This window comes from Actinocatenispora thailandica (assembly GCF_016865425.1).
GTDB lineage: Bacteria > Actinomycetota > Actinomycetes > Mycobacteriales > Micromonosporaceae > Actinocatenispora > Actinocatenispora thailandica.
Genome location: NZ_AP023355.1, coordinates 2,975,509 through 2,990,423, shown reverse-complemented (window position 1 = coordinate 2,990,423; position 14,915 = coordinate 2,975,509). Strand labels below are relative to the sequence as shown.

General features: G+C 72.5%; 14 protein-coding genes. 10 read left to right on the top strand and 4 right to left on the bottom strand.

Annotation, left to right across the window (positions count from 1 at the left end; all coding sequences use genetic code 11):
• The first annotated feature begins 40 nt into the window (after window positions 1–40).
• From Athai_RS13270 to Athai_RS13255, 4 genes are all read left to right on the top strand, one after another.
• Window positions 41–1,660, top strand: coding sequence for a glycoside hydrolase family 10-like protein (locus Athai_RS13270; protein ID WP_239156908.1), 1,620 nt, complete (start codon window positions 41–43; stop codon window positions 1,658–1,660).
• A 271-nt stretch (window positions 1,661–1,931) separates the two neighbouring features.
• Complete coding sequence (locus Athai_RS13265; protein ID WP_203961774.1) at window positions 1,932–2,438, top strand: SigE family RNA polymerase sigma factor; 507 nt, start codon at window positions 1,932–1,934, stop codon at window positions 2,436–2,438.
• Window positions 2,435–3,268, top strand: a complete 834-nt coding sequence (locus tag Athai_RS13260; protein WP_203961773.1) for a hypothetical protein — start codon at window positions 2,435–2,437, stop codon at window positions 3,266–3,268. Before Athai_RS13265 ends, Athai_RS13260 begins: the two co-directional genes overlap by 4 nt.
• A 342-nt stretch (window positions 3,269–3,610) precedes the next feature.
• Window positions 3,611–4,681: an LCP family protein gene (locus Athai_RS13255; protein ID WP_203961772.1), complete on the top strand. Its 1,071-nt coding sequence runs from the start codon at window positions 3,611–3,613 to the stop codon at window positions 4,679–4,681.
• A gap of 67 nt (window positions 4,682–4,748) precedes the next feature.
• Here the strand turns inward: Athai_RS13255 and Athai_RS13250 are convergent, their stop codons facing one another.
• From Athai_RS13250 to Athai_RS13240, 3 genes are read right to left on the bottom strand one after another with little or no spacing between them, the layout of a single operon-like run.
• Window positions 4,749–5,795 (bottom strand): ABC transporter substrate-binding protein, encoded by a 1,047-nt coding sequence (locus tag Athai_RS13250; protein WP_203961771.1) that lies wholly within the window; start codon window positions 5,793–5,795, stop codon window positions 4,749–4,751.
• Between the two features lie 47 nt (window positions 5,796–5,842).
• On the bottom strand, window positions 5,843–6,730 hold the full coding sequence (locus Athai_RS13245; protein ID WP_239156907.1) for an ABC transporter permease: 888 nt from the start codon (window positions 6,728–6,730) through the stop codon (window positions 5,843–5,845).
• Window positions 6,720–7,523 carry an ABC transporter ATP-binding protein gene (locus Athai_RS13240; RefSeq protein ID WP_203961770.1) on the bottom strand — a complete coding sequence of 268 codons (804 nt, stop codon included), beginning with the start codon at window positions 7,521–7,523 and terminating at the stop codon, window positions 6,720–6,722. Before Athai_RS13240 ends, Athai_RS13245 begins: the two co-directional genes overlap by 11 nt.
• A 255-nt stretch (window positions 7,524–7,778) precedes the next feature.
• On the opposite strand from Athai_RS13240, the gene Athai_RS13235 reads away from it, so the two are divergent.
• From Athai_RS13235 to Athai_RS13220, 4 genes are all read left to right on the top strand, one after another.
• A complete protein-coding gene (locus Athai_RS13235) occupies window positions 7,779–9,419 on the top strand; it encodes a sensor histidine kinase (protein WP_275422435.1) in 1,641 nt (546 codons plus the stop codon).
• A 19-nt stretch (window positions 9,420–9,438) separates the two neighbouring features.
• A complete protein-coding gene (locus tag Athai_RS13230; RefSeq protein ID WP_203961769.1) occupies window positions 9,439–10,098 on the top strand; it encodes a response regulator in 660 nt (219 codons plus the stop codon).
• 174 nt (window positions 10,099–10,272) lie between these two features.
• A complete protein-coding gene (locus Athai_RS13225; protein ID WP_203961768.1) occupies window positions 10,273–10,881 on the top strand; it encodes a hypothetical protein in 609 nt (202 codons plus the stop codon).
• Between the two features lie 92 nt (window positions 10,882–10,973).
• Complete coding sequence (locus Athai_RS13220) at window positions 10,974–11,975, top strand: phosphotransferase family protein (RefSeq protein WP_203961767.1); 1,002 nt, start codon at window positions 10,974–10,976, stop codon at window positions 11,973–11,975.
• A gap of 53 nt (window positions 11,976–12,028) precedes the next feature.
• Here Athai_RS13220 and Athai_RS13215 read toward each other — a convergent pair whose 3' ends face one another.
• Window positions 12,029–12,727: a TetR/AcrR family transcriptional regulator gene (locus Athai_RS13215; RefSeq protein ID WP_203961766.1), complete on the bottom strand. Its 699-nt coding sequence runs from the start codon at window positions 12,725–12,727 to the stop codon at window positions 12,029–12,031.
• A 111-nt stretch (window positions 12,728–12,838) separates the two neighbouring features.
• On the opposite strand from Athai_RS13215, the gene Athai_RS13210 reads away from it, so the two are divergent.
• Together Athai_RS13210 and Athai_RS13205 are read left to right on the top strand one after the other, a co-directional pair.
• The gene (locus Athai_RS13210) at window positions 12,839–13,735 is read left to right on the top strand and encodes an NAD-dependent epimerase/dehydratase family protein (protein ID WP_203961765.1); all 897 of its coding nucleotides are present in this window, start codon (window positions 12,839–12,841) and stop codon (window positions 13,733–13,735) included.
• Window positions 13,736–13,845: 110 nt separating this feature from the next.
• Window positions 13,846–14,754: a UTP--glucose-1-phosphate uridylyltransferase gene (locus Athai_RS13205; RefSeq protein WP_203961764.1), complete on the top strand. Its 909-nt coding sequence runs from the start codon at window positions 13,846–13,848 to the stop codon at window positions 14,752–14,754.
• Window positions 14,755–14,915: the final 161 nt, after the last annotated feature.

Genomic DNA, 14,915 nt, shown 5'->3' with positions numbered 1-14,915 from the left:
TCCTTACCAACGTCACCTCCAGGCTTGAAGGGAACTTCAGATGCCCCCGTCAGGTCCCGACCTGCCCGAGCGGTTGCTCGGCACCCCGCTGACCCGGCGCCGGCTCGGCACGCTCGCCGCCGGTACCGCCCTCGCCGCCGGCGTCGCCGCCATCCCCGGCATGCTGCTACCCACCGCCGCCCACGCCGAGGGCCCGGCCGCGCCCGGCGCGGACCCGAACGCACCGCTCCGGCAGCTGCGCGCGATGTGGATCGCCAGCGTCGTCAACATCGACTGGCCGTCCGCGACCGGGCTGCCGGCCGAGGAGCAGCGCGCCCAACTCACCGCCTGGTTCGACCTCGCCGTGTCGCTGCGGTTCAACGCGGTGATGCTGCAGGTACGGCCGACCGCCGACGCGTTCTGGCCGTCCCGCTACGAGCCGTGGTCGCAGTACCTGACCGGCACCCAGGGGGTCGACCCCGGCTACGACCCGCTGGCGTTCGCGGTCGAGGAGGCGCACAAGCGCAACCTGCAGCTGCACGCCTGGTTCAACCCGTACCGGGTGAGCATGCAGACCGACCCGAGCAAGCTGGTGGAGTGGCACCCGGCGCGCCGGCACCCGGACTGGGTCTTCCCGTACGGCCCGAAGCTCTACTACAACCCCGGCATCCCCGAGGTACGCCGGTTCGTCGAGGACGCCATCCTGGACGCGCTGCGCTACGACATCGACGGCGTGCACTTCGACGACTACTTCTACCCGTACCCGGTGTCCGGTAAGGACCTGCCGGACACCGACACGTTCGCCACCTACGGCGACGGGTTCGACGACATCGGCGACTGGCGGCGGCACAACATCGACCTGCTGATCAGCGAGATGTACCAGCGCATCCACGCGCGCAAGCCGCACGTGCAGTTCGGCGTCAGCCCGTTCGGCATCTGGCGCAACGCGTCCAGCGACCCGGCCGGTTCGGACACCGGCGGCACCGAGTCCTACAACGCCAACTACGCCGACACCCGGAAGTGGGTGAAGGAGGGCTGGCTGGACTACATCAATCCGCAGATCTACTGGAACATCGGCCTGCCGGTCGCCGACTACGCGAAGCTGACACCGTGGTGGGCCGAGCAGGTGCGCGACACCCCGGTCAAGCTCTACATCGGTGAGGCGACCTACAAGGTCGGCGCCGCCGGGCAGCCCGCCGCCTGGCAGGACCAGGCCGAGCTGTCCCGCCACCTGGACCTGGACGCGAAGTACCCGGAGGTGGCCGGCAACGTCTACTTCTCCGCGACCGAGGTGCGGGCCGACACACTCGGCGCGACCAGCCGGCTGGTCGCCGACCACTACCAGCACCCGGCACTGCCACCGGCGATGCCGCGGCTGGATCCGCGGGCGCCGCACCGCCCGCAGCTGACCCACGCCGTCCGCACCGACGACGGGGTGAGCCTGCGGTTCCACCCGACCGGGTCGCTGCGGCCGAGCAGCTATGCGATCTTCCGCTTCGACGGCCACGGTGCGCAGCCGGTCGTCGACGCGACCAACCTGATCGCGACCGTGCGCGCGACCGGACACACCCAGCGCTACACCGACACCACCGCGGGCTCCGGTACGTACAGCTACGCGGTGCTGGCGCTCAGCCCGACCGAGGTGGCGAGCCCGCTGTCGGCCGCCCGTACCGTGCACTGACCCGGTCCGCGCCACGGGCCGGGGCGGCCACCGAGCCGCCCCGGCCCCGTCTGCCCGGCCGCGCCGGCACGTCCGCGCGGCGCCTTCGGCGCCGGCAGGTCCGGCGCCGGCAGATCCGGGGCCGGCAGGCTTCCAGGCCGGCAGGCCTCCGGGCCGGCAGGGTTCCGGGCCGGCAGGGTTCCGGGCCGGCAGGTTCGGCGCCGGCGATGACAACCCGCGCGACGGCCCGGCCCGTGTCTAACGCACACGGGTACGGAGGGAGCACCGCCGGATGGGCCGACGCGAGGACGGGTTCACCGCGTACTACCGGGCGCGCGCGGCATCGATGCGGCGCACCGCGTACCTGTTGTGCGGCGACTGGCATGCCGCCGAGGACCTGGTCCAGACCGCGTACACCAAGCTCTACCTCGCGTGGCACCGGGTGTCCCGGCACGACCGGCTGGACCAGTACGTGCGGCGCATCGTGCTGCGATCCTTTCTCGACCAGCAGCGGCGCGCCTCGCGCCGGGAGTACCCGACCGACGCGGTACCCGACGTGGCTGTCGACGCGTCCGCGCCGGAGGAACGGATGGTCCTGCTGGCGGCGCTCGCCCAGGTCGCGAGCCGGCAGCGGGCCGTGCTGGTACTGCGGTTCTGGGAGGACCTGTCGGTCGCGGAGACGGCGGAGGTCCTCGGCATCACCGAGGGCACGGTGAAAAGCCACACCGCGCGCGGGCTGGAGACGCTGCGCCGGGCGCTACCCGAACGGCACTCGATCACCGCGGGAGACCCGGCATGACCGACCAGGAGATCAAGGACCTGTTCGCACGGGTACTCGACGAGGCGGAGCCGCCGCTGCCGGAGGCGGGCGAGGTGGTGGCCGCCGGGCGGACCGCCCGCCGGCGCCGGGCGCTGGGCGTCTCCGCCACCGCGCTCGCGATGGTCCTGCTGGCCGGTGCCGGTACCGCCGGCGCGGCCGGCCTGCTGTCCGGGGAGCGGTCCGTACCGCCGCAACGCGGTATCGCCCACGAACACACCCCGCATCCGACTCCGAACGTGACGCACTTCCTGCCGTCCGGCCGCCCCCGGACCGCGGGCCCGGACCTGTCCGCCCGCGCGTCCGAACTGCTCGACGCGCTGACCCGTTCGGTACCGCCGGGCTACGCCGTGCCGAAGGCGGACCTCGTGCGGCACGGAAACCTCACCTACCAGGTCCGCGGGTACACGGGTCCGGCCGGGCCGGCGACCGGCGACTGGGTCATCGAGGCGCACACCGACGTCTACCGCGACGGACGGGCCGGGTCGCTGTGGGTGGTCTGGACGAACAGCCAGCGGTACCCGCCGGGCGGCTCGCCGTGTGCCGCGTCGATCCCGCTGCGGCACCACGAGACGCCGGCCCGGTGCTCGGTGACGGCGGTGGGTGGGATCCAGGTGCGGCTGGACGAGCAACGCCTGCCCGACGGCACCACGGCGCGGTACGCAACGGTGTTCGGCAGCGGTCACGCCGTCACGCTCAGCGCCGACCAGCGGGGTGCCTACCCCGGCAGGGCGCCGCTGCCCGCCCCGGCGCTGTCCGACGCCGACCTCGCCCGGTTGGTGACCGGGCCGGGCTTCGCCGGTGGCGACTGACGGCCCGCGGCGCAGCACGCCCGTACCGAGTGAGGAGACCAGGATGACCGACCGAGACGCCCTTACCGGACCACCGCACCGGCACCGCACCCCGGGGCCCGACCGATGACCGTCGGTCACCCCAGTGCCGCGCCATCGGAACGCTGCGCAACCATTGACGCGCCATGCGCGTGGTGTGCCGGGCCGCCCCGCGCGAATCCCGATCCGTACGGCAAGGTAGGAGACGAACAAAGCGGCAGGTCGATCGGGAGAAGTCGACTATGCCGCGTCGCGTGACAACGTGGTCGGCCACGAAACCGCCGACCACGACTCCCCCCACCGCGATGAACAAGGAGTGACCCGATGAGCCGTCGCCGGAACCGCAGGCGCAGTCCCTGGTGGACGAAGTTGTGCCTGATCGCCGGACTGGTCCTGGTGATCACCAGTACCGGCGTGTACGCGGGCACCGTCGCCGTGGCCGACAAGGTCAACAACTCGGTCGCCCAGGACGACCTGCTCGGCGACGGCAACGGCCGCAACACCGAGCACGACAGCCGGGTCACCGGGCCGATCGACATGCTGCTGGCCGGCTCGGACATGCGCAAGAGCTGGAAATCCTCCGGCGAGCTGCCGCGGACCGACTCGATCATGTGGCTGCACATCCCGGCCTCGCTCGACCACGCCTACCTGCTGTCGATCCCGCGGGACCTGGAGGTGACGATCCCGGTCGACAAGCACACCGGTAAGGGTGGCGAGACTACCAAGATCAACGCCTCGTTCCCGGACGGGATGAAGGACGTCAACGACATCAAGGGCGGCATGCAGAGCCTGCACGCCACCGTGCAGCAGCTCACCGGTGCCGACTTCACCATGGCGGCGCTGGTCAACTGGGACGGGTTCAAGGCGATCACCGCCGAACTCGGCGGCGTCACCCTGTGCGTGGACAAGACGTTCACCTCGACCCAGCCGTCGCTCGGCCACCACACGTTCCAGAAGGGCTGCCACCACTACGACGCCGACATGGCGCTCGCCCTGGTCCGGGAACGCTACGCGTACAACGACTCCGACTACGGTCGGCAGCGGATGCAGCAGCAGTTCATCAAGCAGATCCTCAAGCGCGCCACCAGCGCCGGCGTCCTCACCAACCCCAGCAAGATCGACAAGGTGATCGGCGCCGCCGGCAAGGCACTGACCATGGACCTCAACGGCTACCAGGTCGTCGATTTGGTCCTGGCACTGCGCAAGATCAGCCCGGACAGCATCACCACCCTGCAGATCGCGCACACCACGCTGCAGGACGGCAACGAAGGCGTCGTGCAGCCGGTGGACGACCAGCTGTTCAAGGCGTTGCGTACCGACAAGGTGGACGACCTCCTGCTGTCCCACCCGGAGCTGGTCAGCAAGGGCGAAGGCACCGGCAAGTCCGCCGGCTGACCCCGCCGGTTGCGGACGCACGGCGGCGGCCGGCCCGGACGTACCGGGCCGGCCGCCGCCGATCCGATCACTTGGCCTTGTCGACGAACCGCGTGGTGTAGGTCTTCGACAGGTCGACGGTGTCCTGCTTGCCCTTGACGTTCGGTGAGAACGAGCCGAGCACCTTCAGCGAGTTGTGCGGCGCGCTCGGGGCCATCCGGCCGTCGCTGTTGAACATGCCGATCGTGTCCTTGATCGACTTGACGTACAGCTGCTTGCCACCGTTGGCGTAGTCGGCCGGCATCTTCGCCGCGATCTGCTCGGCGGAGTGCGCGTGGATCCACTTGAGCGTCCGGACCAGTGCGTTGGCCAGCTTCTGCACGGTCTGCGGGTGCGCCTTGACGTACCCGCAGTCCATGTACAGCGAGGTGGACGGGTACAGGCCGCCGAGCGCCGCCTTGGTGCCCTCCTCGGTACGCATGTCCAGCAGCACCTTGCCCTTGCCGGACGAGACCAGCTGCGCCACCGTCGGGTCGGTGGTCATCCCGGCGTCGATGCCGCCGTTCTCCAGCGCCGCGATGAAGGTCTGCCCGGCACCGGCCTTCACGGTCGTGTAGTCGGCCGAGGTCAGGCCCTGCTTGCTCGCCAGGTACTGGGTGAGGAAGTCGGTGGACGATCCGGGGCTGGTGACGCCGAGCTTGCGGCCCTTGAAGTCCTTCGGCGACCGGATCTGGCCCGCCTTGTCGCTCGCGACCATCTCGACCTCGCCCGGCACGTCGGCCATCTGCACCACCGACTCGATGCACTTGTGTTTGGTCTGCAGGTCGATGGTGTGGTCGTAGAACCCGACCACACCCTGCACGTCGCCGGAGATCAGCACGTTCTCCGCCTGCGCACCGGCCGGTTCGGTGAGCAGCTTGACGTCCAGGCCCTCCTGCTTGAAGTAGCCGAGCTGGTCGGTCAGCTTCGCGGGCAGGTAGATCACCTTGTCGATGCCGCCGACCATGATCGAGACGTGGTTGTCGGCACCCGCGGCGCCCGCCTTGTCGCCGGTACGCGAGTCGCGGCAGCCGGTCGCCGCGGTGAGGGTGAGCGCCGCCGCCAGCACGGCGCAGACGATGGACCGGGTTCTCATGGAAACTCCCTGGGGGTAAGGAAACGACTGTCGGGGCGCGGAACCGCTCAGGTCTGTGCCGCGGTACCCGCGCTGGGTGGCCGCCAGCGCAGCAGCCGCTTCTCGGCGGTCGAGATCAGCCACTCGGCGACCAGCGCGAGCACGGTCACCACGATCATTCCGGCGTAGATGCCGGCCGAGTCGAACGTGCCCTGGGCGTTGTTGATCAGCAGGCCGAGCCCCTTGTCGGCGCCGGTGAACTCGCCGACCACCGCGCCGATCAGGGCGAACCCGAAGGCCGAGTGCAGCGAGGCGAAGATCCACGAGGTGGCGGACGGGACCACGATGCTGCGCAGCACCGCGATCCGGCTGGCACCGAGGATCCGGGCGTTGTCGACCAGGTTGCGGTCCACCTCGCGGGCGCCCTGGAAGGCGTTGAAGAACACCGCGAAGAACACCAGCACCATCGCGGTGGCGACCTTCGACGACATGCCCAGGCCGAACCAGATGATGAACAGCGACGCCAGCACGATGCGCGGTACCGCGTTGGCCGCCTTGATGAACGGTGCCGCCACGTCGGCGAGGAACCGGGCCCGGCCCAGGACGATGCCGAGCACGACGCCGGCCAGCGCGCCGATCGCGAACCCGAGCACCGCCTCCTCCAGCGTCACCGCGATCTGGGTCCAGATCGAGCCGAACGCGGTGCCCCTGCTGAACCAGCCGACCAGTCGGTCCAGGATCGCGGTGGGCTTGGAGTAGTAGAACGGGTCGATCCAGTAGGTGGCGGTCAGCTGCCAGCCGACCAGCCACACCACGACCGCGGCGAGCCGGACCGCCCAGACCGCGCCGCGCCGGCGCCGCCGGCGGGCGACCAGCTCCGGTACTCCGGTGGGTCGCTGTTCGGCGGCCATCGCCGCCGCACCGTTGTCCACTATGGACAGATGGTCACCCGACACGGCTGGCCTCCCCGCGCGCCCGCGCCACCTCGACCCGCAGGCTCTCCCACACCTCGCGGTAGATCTCCAGAAACTCGGCGGTCAGCCGTACCTCCTCGACGTTGCGCGGGCGCGACAGCGGCACCTCGAACACGTCCTTGACGGTCGCCGGACTCGCGGTCATCACGACCACCCGGTCGGCGAGCGCGATGGCCTCCTCCAGGTCGTGCGTGACGAACACGACGGCGGCGCCGGTACCGGCCCACAGCCGCAGCAGCTCGTCCTGCATCAGCGCCCGAGTCTGCACGTCCAGCGCGCTGAACGGCTCGTCCATCAGCATGATCTCGGGCTCGTTGACGAGCGTCTGCGCCAGCGCCACCCGCTTGCGCATCCCGCCGGACAGCTGGTGCGGGTAGTACTTCGCGAAGCCGGCGAGGCCGACCCGTTCCACCCATCCCGCCGCCTGGGCACGGGCCGCCGCACGGCTCGCGCCGCGGTAGCGCGGTCCGGCGGCGACGTTGTCCAGCACCGAGCGCCACGGCAGGATCGCGTCGTTCTGGAACATGTACCCGACGCCGTGCGGGATGGACCGCACCCGCTCGCCGCGGACGAGTACCTCGCCCTCGCTCGCCGGCTCCAGCCCGGACACCAGCGACAACGTGGTGGACTTGCCGCAGCCGGTCGGCCCGACCACGGCGACGAACTCACCGGCAGCCACCCGCATCGTCAGATCGCGCACCGCGGTGTGCGCCTGGCCGGAACCGCTCGGGAACCGCTTGGTGGCACCCCGAAGTTCGATCACGGGGTCGTTCATGGATTTCCTCCCTGGCAGGCTCGGTCGCCGCCCGACCTCGGCGGCTTCGGCCGTCGCACGACCCGACGGACGGATGCGCGCGACCTCTTGCCTCGGCGCGGAACGTTAGGTGAACTGGCTCACGTGCGGAACCTTCTCGAAATTGTTCGTTCAATCCGCGTTAACACCGTTTCGCGCATTACGAACGCCACCGCGGTGCGCCGGCTGGCGCACATCCGTTTTGCCCGCCAGATTCTGCTGTTTCAGATTTGCGTGGTGTTACTGGTCGTCGGGGTCGGGTTCACGCTCGTCGGCTGGCTGATGGACCGCCAGCTCACCGACCAGTACGAGCGGCGCGCGCTCGCCGTCGCGCACGCGGTCGCCGCCGACCCGGACATCGCCGAGGCGGTCGCGGCCGGTGACGTGCCGGTCGTCAGTACCGACGCCGAGCGGGTACGGCGGGCCACCGGCGCCCTGTTCGTCGTGGTCACCGACGCGCGCGGGATCCGGCTCGCGCACCCCAACCCCGCCGAGATCGGCCGGCACGTGTCGACCGACCCGTCCGAGGCGCTCGCCGGACACGACGTGGTCGACGTGCAGCGCGGCACGCTGGGCTGGTCGGCCCGCGGCAAGGTGCCGGTGTTCGACGCGAAGCACCGGGTCGTCGGCGAGGTCAGCGTCGGGTTCGCGGCCGACGACGTGCGGGCCAACTGGCTGCGGGTGCTCGCCGACGCGGCGCTGTTCGCCGGCGGCGCGCTGCTGCTCGGCGTCGCCGGCTCCGCGCTGCTGTCCCGGCGGCTGAAGAGCCAGACGCTCGGCCTGGAACCGCGCGAGCTGGCCGAGCTGGTGCAGGAACGCGAGGCGGTGCTGCACGGGGTCGGCGAGGGCGTGGTCGCCGCCGACGCCGCCGGCCGGATCACCGTGTGCAACGACGAGGCGGCCCGGCTGCTCGGCAGCAGGCCACCGATCGGTGCCCGCGCCGCCGGGCTGGACCTGCCGATCCGGGTCCGCGCCGCGCTGTCCCGGCGTACCGACCAGGAACGGATGATGGCGATCGCCGGCGACCGGGTGCTCGTCGCCACCAGCCGGCAGGTACGCCGGGACGGTCACGACCTGGGCACGGTGCTGACCCTGCGGGACCGTACCGACATCGAGACGCTGACCCGGGAGCTGGACACGGTCCGGTCGCTGTCCGGCGCGGTCCGGGCGCAGCGGCACGAGTTCGCGAACCGGCTGCACACCCTCGCCGGGCTGCTGCAGACCGGCCACCACGCCGAGGCGGTCGAGTACCTGCACGCCCTGCAGGACGCGCCCACCGAGCTGGGACCGGCACCGGACGGGGTCCGCGACCCGTACCTGCACGCGTTCCTGTCCGCGAAGGCCGCCGAAGCCGCCGAGGCCGGCGTGCGGCTGCGGGTCGCCGACGTCAGCTGGGTACCGGGGCGGGTCACCGCGCCCGTCGCCGTGACCACGGTGGTCGGCAACCTGGTCGACAACGCCATCCGGGCCGCCCGGCTGGGCACCCGGCAGCCGGCGTACGTCGAGATCACCCTGCTCGCCGACGGGGACGCGCTGCACGTGTCGGTGGCCGACTCCGGTGACGGGGTGCCGGCCACGCTGCGGACCCAGGTCTTCGCCGAGGGGTTCACCACCCGGATCAGCGCCGGGCACGGGCTCGGGCTGTGCCTCGCCCGGCAGGCCGCCCGTACCCTCGGCGGCGACGTCCGGCTCGCCGACGCCGGCACCGTGGCGTCCGGAGTCGGGGCAGACGGGCCAGCCGGGACGGACGAGGCTGGCTCGGCCGAGCTCGGCGCGGGTGCCGGGCACGGCGCGGTCTTCGTCGCACAGCTACCGGCCAGCCTCGACGCAGCCGTGCCGCCGGCCGGCCGGGCTGGTGTACTGGTCGACGAGCGGTAGCCGGCGCGGAGGGGGCGGGGTGCTGAAGGTACTGGTGGTGGAGGACGACTTCCGGGTCGCCGAGGTGCACGTCGCCTTCACCGAGCAGGTCGACGGGTTCACCGTGGTCGGCACCGCACGCACCGTCGCGGACGGGCGCCGGCTGGCCGCCGAGACCCGGCCCGACCTGCTGCTGCTCGACCGGTACCTGCCGGACGACTCCGGGCTGACCCTGCTGCGCGAGGTGTCGGTGGACGCGATCCTGCTCACCGCGGCCGCCGACACCGAGACGGTACGCGCCGCGTACGCCCACGGCGCGCTCAACTACCTGGTCAAACCGTTCACCGCGGAGCAGCTGGCGGACCGGTTGCGCGGCTACGCACGGTACCGGGCCGCGCTGGCGGCTCCGGGCACGCTGACCCAGCCGGACATCGACCGGGCGATCCGGCTGCTGCACGAGGGCGACCGTACCGCCGCGCCGAAGGGCCACTCCCCGGTCACCGCGCGGCTGGTGGCCGACGCGCTGCAGGCCGCGGCCGAGCCCCGGTCGGCCGCCACGGTCGCCGCCGAGCTCGGCATCGCCCGGGCGACCGCCCAGCGCTACCTGGCCTCGCTGGCCGAATCCGGCCGCGCCACCATGACGCTGCGCTACGGCACCACCGGCCGGCCGGAACACCTGTACAGCTGGCTGCCCCGCTGACCGGCTGCCGGGCGGCCGAGCCGGTCCGGGCGGCCGGGGGCCGCCGCCGGGCCGGGGCGAGGTGGGCGCGTAGTCGGCCGGCACAACATGTCGTACCCCCGACCTAGCCTCTCCCCCATCGGTACCGCCGTCGGCGGCTGGCCGATCCACCGGTGTGCCAGATCGGGGGCAACGATGAAGCGATTCGTGGCGACCGTCGAGCAGCGGGACGACGGGTGGGCGGCGACCGTGCCGGACGGCGAGCAGGTGCTGGCGCACGACCCGCGGTCGATCACCTGGGAGCTGCGCGAGCAGCTCGGCGCCCGCCTCGGGCTGTCCAGATCGGCCGCGCAGCAGGAGATCCGGGTCGAGCTGGCGGACCGGTCCGGGCGGCCGGTGCACGGTTTCGTGCTGCTGTTCGTGCCGCTGGGACCGCCGGCCGACTACGGCGCGGTGCGCTCGGCACCGCCGGCCGGCTGTCGCTGGTTCGGCGCCGAGCTGCCCGGGCTGCGCTGCGTGCGGCCGGGGCCGACCCGGCTCGCGGCGATCGCGGACACCGTCGCGGCGCTGCAGGCCGGCTACGGACTCGCCGCCGAGGCGAGCGATCTCGGCTTCGAGAAGCCGTGGGAGTGGTCCGCGGACCCCGAGCACGGCACCGACCTCGTCGCCCAGTTGCTGCTGATGGCAGCGCAGCGGGCCGGTCAGCTCGGCATCGACCCCGGCGAGCTGGCCCGTTTCCTGCAGACCGCGCACGCCGGCAGTGCACCCGCCCCGCCGCACCCGGCAGCCCAGGGGCACCTGTAGCCGGCGACCGGGGTGCTCGCTCGGCGCCGAACCCGGTTGGCGTCGCGGCTCGGCCGGTGTCATGATCGCCGTCCACGAGGAGAGGTGGCGGCATGCGGCGCACGGTGGACCCGACCGCACTCGCCCCGGTGGTGCGGGCCGCGACCGGTCGCCGCCCGGTGACCGTCGACCGCCTGACCGGCGGTTCGAAGAAGGGCGTCTACCGGGTCCGGCTCGACGACGGTTCCACGGTCGTGGTCTACCTGTGGCGGCCCGACGAGGACCTCTGGCCGGCGGCGACGCGGCCGGTCGAGGGTTCGGCCGAGCCCTTCGCGCACGCCAGCGGGTACCAGCTGTTCGTGTCGGCGCACCGGCGGCTGGCCGAGCTCGGCGTGGGCGTTCCGGAGATTCTGCTCGGTGACGCGCAGCGGCGCTGGCTCGATGCCGACGTGATGGTCGTCGAGGATGTCGCCGGGCCGTCGCTGGAGGCGCGGTTGCGGCAGGGGCCGCAACCGTCCACGATGGACGCCCTGGCGGCCGCGCTGGAGCGGATGCACCGCTGCCCCGCCCCCGCCATCGGTAAGGTCGGCCCGGTCGAGTCGGGCGCCCGGATCGGCGAAACCCGGTGCGAGCGGATCGTGTCCGACCGCGCACTGGCCGACCTGGCCGAGGCCGCGCGTCGCGAGCCGCGGCTCGCCGCCGCCGAGGACCGGCTGGCCACGATGCTGCGCGCGCTGTGTGACCGGGTGTCGCCGCGCCGGCCGGTCGGGCTGATCCACGGCGAGCTGGGCGGTGACCACGTGCTGGTACGGCCGGACGGCGCCCCGGTGCTCATCGACATCGAGGGCGCGATGTACTTCGACCCCGAATGGGAGCACGCCTTCGCCCGGATCCGCTTCGGTGCGGACCATCCGTTGCTGGTTCGCGGCGCACTCGACCCGGACCGGCTGCGGTTCTACACGCTGGCAGAGCACCTCTCGCTGGTCGCCGGGCCGCTGCGGTTGCTCGACGGCGACGTCCCGGACCGGGCGGGGTTCGCCGCGATCGCCGAGTACAACCTGCGCGCCGCGCTCCGCTTCGATCCGGACCGCGACGGCTGCCCGGTCGAGCGCTGACGCCGGCCGAGAGCCGGCTGGCGCGTCCGGTCGGAGCGGGGCCGCCGGCCGCCTCAGCGCAGGCCGATCTGGGCGGCCATGGTGCGGGCCTGGTAGTCGAACCACTCGGTGCGGCGGTCGATCATGTTGTTGAGCTGACCGAACAGTTCGAAGCTGATCGCCCCGTAGAGCTGCGACCAGGCCAGCAGGGTGCTGGCCAGGATCGGCTCGTCGAGATCGACCTCGACGGTGCGCGCCAGTGCGGCCAGCTCGGCGCGCAGCCGGGCCGGTAGCGGCGCCGCGGTCGCCGGCGCCAGCTGCCCGGCGGCATGTGCCTCGCGGACGATGCCCACCAGCACGAACGGGGTGCGGCTGGCCGGGCCGGTGGTGTCCAGCGGCGCCCGGTAGCCGGGCACCGGGCTACCGAGCACCAGCGCGTACTCGCTCGGCGCGGCCAGTGCCCACTCCCGCAGCGCGCGGGCCACCGCGACCCACCGGCCGGCGAAGTCGGTGCGCCGCCGGTGCTGCGCGTCGGCGGCTTCGGCCGCCGCGCCGAGCGCGTTGTACGCGTCGATGATCAGCGCGGTCAGCAACTCGTCGCGGCTGGCGAAGTACCGGTACACCGCGGACGAGGCCATGCCCAGCTCGCGGGCGACCGCGCGCAACGACAGGTTCGCGCCTTCGGCGGCGAGCTGCCCGCGCGCCGCCTTCTTGATCTCCTCGGTCAGCTCGGCCCGGACCCGGGCCCGAATCGACGTGCCACGCTCCACCATGTCGCGAGTATCGCACACAATCGAGAGCAGTGCTCTTGACAACGAGCAGGCCAGCGCGAATAGTGGTCTCAAACGAGAGCACTGATCTCCATTGTGAACGGAGGAACCATCATGGGCCTGCACGTGATCGTCGGGGGTGGCCCGGTCGGCACCGCCACCGCCCGGGTCCTGGTCGAGCGCGGCGAGAAGGTCCGGGTCGTGACCCGCAGCGGCAGCGGCCCGATCGACGTCGAGCGGGTCGCCGCCGACGCGACCGACGCCGACCGGCTCACCGAACTGGCCACCGACGCCGAGGTGATCTACAACTGCGCGAACCCGCAGTACCACCGGTGGCTGACCGACTGGCCACCGCTCGCCCGCGCGCTCCGGCTCGCCGCGGCCAACACCGGCGCGGTGCTCGCCACGGCGAGCTGCCTGTACGGGTACGGCCCGGTCGACGCGCCGATCACGCCGGCCACCCCGCTCGCCGCCACCCACCCGAAGCTGCGGATCCGGGCGGACATGTGGCGCGCGGCGCTCGCCGACCACGAGGCAGGCCGGATCCGTGCCACCGAGGTCCGGGCCAGCGACTACCTCGAGGCGAACTCGGTGTTCAGCGCCATGCTGGAGACCCCGATCCGAGCCGGGAAGCGGTGCTACTCGGTGCTGCCGGTCGACGTGCCGCACACCTTCACCGCCATCGCGGACATGGCGCGCACCCTGGTCACCGCCGCCACCACCGAGGCCGCCTGGGGTCGGGCCTGGCTGGTGCCGAGCACCGCGCCGCTGACCGTCCGGGAACTCGCCGGGCGGTACGCGACGGTCATCGGGGCGTCGGCGCCCCGCCTCACCGCGCTGCCGTACCCGGTGCTGTGGGGCGCCGGGCTGGGCAACGCGTTCCTGCGGGAGATGCGCACCACCTACTACCAGTGGGCACGGCCGTTCACGATGGATGCCGGCGCCACCGAGGCCGCACTCGGCCTGACCGCCACCCCGCTGGACACGGTGCTGGCCTCGATGCGGGGCTGACGGCTGGTAGCCGGGGCGACGCGGCGGGCCTGGCTGGCGTGGTCGGAACCGGCGGTTGGTAGCGTCTGCGGCACTCGCGCGCGAAGCCGTCACCGTCGACGAGGAGGACCATGGCAACCACGATTCGCCGGGCCGTCATTCCGGCCGCGGGCCTGGGGTCGCGGCTGCTGCCGCTGACCAAGGCGACGCCGAAGGAGATGCTGCCGGTCGGCGACAAGCCGGTGATCGAGCACACCGTCCGGGAACTGATCGCGTCAGGCATCACCGACATCACCATCGTGGTGTCCGAGGGCAAGTCGCTGATCCTGGACCACTTCCGGCCCAACCCGGCCCTGGTGGCGCGGCTGCGCGCGGACGGCAAGACCGCCTACGCCGACGCGGTGGAGGAGGTCGGCGAGCTGTCCTGGCAGGGCCACATCACCTACCTGGACCAGCACGGCCCGTACGGCAACGGGACCCCGGTGCTGAACGCGGCCCGCAACTTCGGCGACGAGCCGGTGCTGGTGCTGTGGCCCGACGACGTGTTCGTCGCCAGCGTGCCGCGGGCCCAGCAGCTGATCGCCGGGTACGAGAAGACCGGCTGCCCGGTGCTCGCCCTGATGCCGATGGAACCGGCCGACTCGGTCCGGTACGGGGTGCCCACGGTCAACGAGGATCTGGGCGCCGGGCTGCTGCGCATCGGCGGCCTGGTGGAGAAGCCGAACCCGGCCGACGCCCCGTCGAACTACGCCGCGATCGGCGGCTACGTGATCACCCCGGGCATCGTGGACGAGCTCGCCGAGCAGACCAGGCGCTGGTACGAGCACCGCACCGGCGAGATCTACCTGACCGACGCGATCAACGCGTACGCCGCGCACCACGCGGTCTACGGCAAGGTCATCCAGGGCCAGTGGTACGACACCGGCAACCCGCTGGCCTACCTGACCGCGCAGTTCGCCGCCGCGCTGGCCGATCCCGAGTACGGTCCGCACCTGCGCCGCCTCGCCGCCGACCAGGCCGGCCGGGCCGACCGGTCCTGAGCTTCCCCGGCCGGCCCGGCCGACCGGTCCTGACCCTCCCGGCCGACCGGCCCCGACCTTCCCCAGCCGGCCGAGACCGGGGCGGCCGGCCGGATCCGGGCACGGGCGGGATGTGGACCGGGCGCGAACGTGGGCCTGGCCGGTCGGCCCCGGCCGTCCCA